Here is a 2,726-nt window from a genome sequence, read left to right as displayed (position 1 = left end):
GCTGCCGTCCAGGGTTTGCTGATATGTGTGCCGGTCCGCCGGCGTTGGTTGGCGGGCGGACCGGCATGGTTGGTGGTGTGGTCGGGTCAGGGTGTGGTGCAGGTGAGGGCTGGTGTGATGCTGGTGCCGGAGCCGATGAAGCCGAAGGTGGTGCTGGCGCCGGCGCCGAGTGTGCCGTTGTAGGCGGCGTTGCGGGCGCTGACCGTGCTCCCGGTCGTGGTGACGGTGGCGCCCCAGGCTGAGCTGACCCGTTCGCCGCCGGTGAGCGCCCAGTTCACTGTCCAGGCGGTGATTGCGGTGGACGTGGCGGTGACGCGTACCTCGGCTTGGAAGCCGCCGGACCATTGGGAGATGACCCGGTAGGTGGCCGAGCAGTCGGCGTTTGGGTTGCCGGTCGGGGTGGTGGTCGGGGTGGTGGTCGGGGTGGGTTGGGTGGTCGGGCTGGCGGTGGGTGTGGGGCCGGGGCCGCCGCCGGTGAAGTTGACGTCGCTGCAGAAGTAGTAGGACTGGTCGAGGTGGCTTGCTTGCCACACGGTGTAGACGATGTGGTGTCCGGTGCGTCCGGGTGCGTTTACCTCGACGGGTGTTGTGGTGCCGGTTGGGACGTTGGTGACCTGGCCGGCCAGTTCCAGGTCGTTCCACCTCGGCCGTTGGGTGGTGGGGTCGAAGCCTTGTTTGGTGACGTAGACGTGGATGTAGTCGGCGCCGTGCGAGGACTGGTCGTACAGGTTCAGGGTGAATCGGTTGGGGCGGTCGACGGTTTTCCATTGGCCGGGTTCGTCGAAGGCGGCGTATCGGCCGTTGGCGGTCATGCCGCCGCTGCAGAGTTGCCCGTCGGGTACGGCGCTTTGGTGGTTGCCGCCGACTCCGTCGCGATTCAGGCCGTTCCAGTTCCACATGGCGCCCGGGTTAGCCTGCCATGCCTGGTAGCACATCGGGTCTTCGGTGGCCGTTTGCGCCGATGGTCCGTTGGGCCAACGCTGGTAGCAGCCGTAGTGCCGGGCGATCGGGTCGCTGACGGCGCCGTGTGCCGAGGCCGGGGCGGCTAGCACGGTGCTGGTCAGCAGCCCGGCCGCGACCGCGAAGAGGATCCGCCGGATCCAGGCCCGGCGTGGGGACGCCTGGTGTGTCATCTTCTTCTCCATGTAAGGGCAGCCGGGTGTCAGGAGTACGGATTCTGGGTGAGCAGGTGTGCCTTGTAGCCCTCGCCGATGCCTGGCTCTGGTGTGCCGGCCCAGTCGAGGATGAGCACGTGTCCGCTGCTGCAGCCCCAGGGGTTCCAGGTCCAGGCCAGGTAGCTGAGGCCGTGGGCGTCGGCCCAGGTCGCTAGGGTCTGCATGTAGTCGAAGCCGCAGTCCGCACCGAACTCGCCGAGCACGATCGGCACCTGCTGCGCTAGCGGGGCGATCTGGGTGTCCCAGCAGGTCACGGTGGCGCAGGCGTTGTTGCTGTACGCGTGCCACGAGGCGGCGATGTTGTTCAGCGGGTCGTTCGGCTTGTACTGCAACCACTGCCGCATGTCGTTGGCCCATTCCAGGCCGCCGACCATGAGGATGTTGGTGGCGCCGGTTGCCCGGACCGCGTCGACCAGGTCTTGCATGCCGGCTACCTCGTAGGGGATGCCGGTGCAGGTGCCGCCGTCGCGCAGGCACTGCCAGCCCAACGTCTTGTTCCATGCAGCGGCGTGGTCCGGGTAGGGCTCGTTGAACAGGTCGAACACGACCGCGTCGTTGCCCTTGAACGCGTTGGCGACGCCGGTCCAGAACTGCGGCGCGTACTGCGCGTCGGGCATCGGCTTCTGGCAGGTGGCGTGCTCGTCCTTGCAGTGCCAGTCCGGGCTGGTGGTGTGGGCACCCCAGTTCCAGTGCAGGTCGAGGATGACGTTGATGCCGTTGGCGACCAGCAGGTTGACGTAGTTCTTGACGCCCTGCTGGTAGGTGGCGCCGCTGGGCGAGCCGTTGAGGCCGAGCCAGCACTCCTCGTTGAGCGGGATCCGCACGGCGTGGATGTTCCAGGTCTTCATCGCGTCGACCGACGCCTGGTCGACTGGGCCGTTGTCCCACTGGCCTTTGCCCTGCACGCAGGCGTACTCACCGCTGGAGCGGTTGACGCCCAGCAGCCGGTACGGCCTGCCGGCCGCGGTCACGATCTTGTTGCCGGAGACGCGCAGCTCGGGGGCGGGGCCGGTGGGCGGCGGTGTCGTCACCGGCGGGGTGGTGGGCGCGACGGTGGTGGGGTTCGCCGTCGGTGTGCTCACCGAGCCGGTACATGTGGTGCCGTTGAGCGAGAACGACGCCGGCACCGGGTTCGTGCCGTTCCACGCGCCGACGAACCCGATCGAGGTGGACGCTCCGGTGCCCAGCGACCCGTTCCAGTTCATGCTGGCCGCGGAGACGCGGGCACCGGACTGTGTCCAGGTCGCATTCCAGCCTTGGGTGACGCGCTGGCTGGCGTTCGGGAAGTCGAACGTAAGGGTCCAGCTCGACATCGCGTCACCGAGGTTGGTGATGGCGACGTTGGCGGTGAACCCGCTTGTCCACTGGCTCTGCACGGTGTATGTGACGGAGCAGCCGGATGCGGCCGCTGAGGCGGGAAGGGTAGCCGTGGCCATGCCGCCCAGTAACAGCACGCCGGCCGCGCCAGCGGCCAGCAGTGCATGACGATGCTTCATGTGATCTCCTCGTCATAGTGAGGGATCGATGGGAGCGCTGGCCGCCATCCTTTAT

General features: G+C 67.6%; 2 protein-coding genes. Both read right to left on the bottom strand.

What is annotated here, in order from left to right:
* Positions 1 to 86: 86 nt before the first annotated feature.
* Positions 87 to 1,133 carry a lytic polysaccharide monooxygenase gene (locus V6V89_RS41095; RefSeq protein WP_334625146.1) on the bottom strand — a complete coding sequence of 349 codons (1,047 nt, stop codon included), beginning with the start codon at positions 1,131 to 1,133 and terminating at the stop codon, positions 87 to 89.
* A 29-nt stretch (positions 1,134 to 1,162) separates the two neighbouring features.
* The gene (locus tag V6V89_RS41090) at positions 1,163 to 2,671 is read right to left on the bottom strand and encodes a cellulase family glycosylhydrolase (RefSeq protein ID WP_334625144.1); all 1,509 of its coding nucleotides are present in this window, start codon (positions 2,669 to 2,671) and stop codon (positions 1,163 to 1,165) included.
* Positions 2,672 to 2,726: the final 55 nt, after the last annotated feature.

The sequence above is a fragment of the Micromonospora sp. CPCC 206061 genome, from assembly GCF_036906915.1.
Lineage (GTDB): Bacteria > Actinomycetota > Actinomycetes > Mycobacteriales > Micromonosporaceae > Phytohabitans.
Note: the sequence above shows the minus strand (reverse complement) of the source record. Positions and strands in the feature narration are given on the sequence as shown.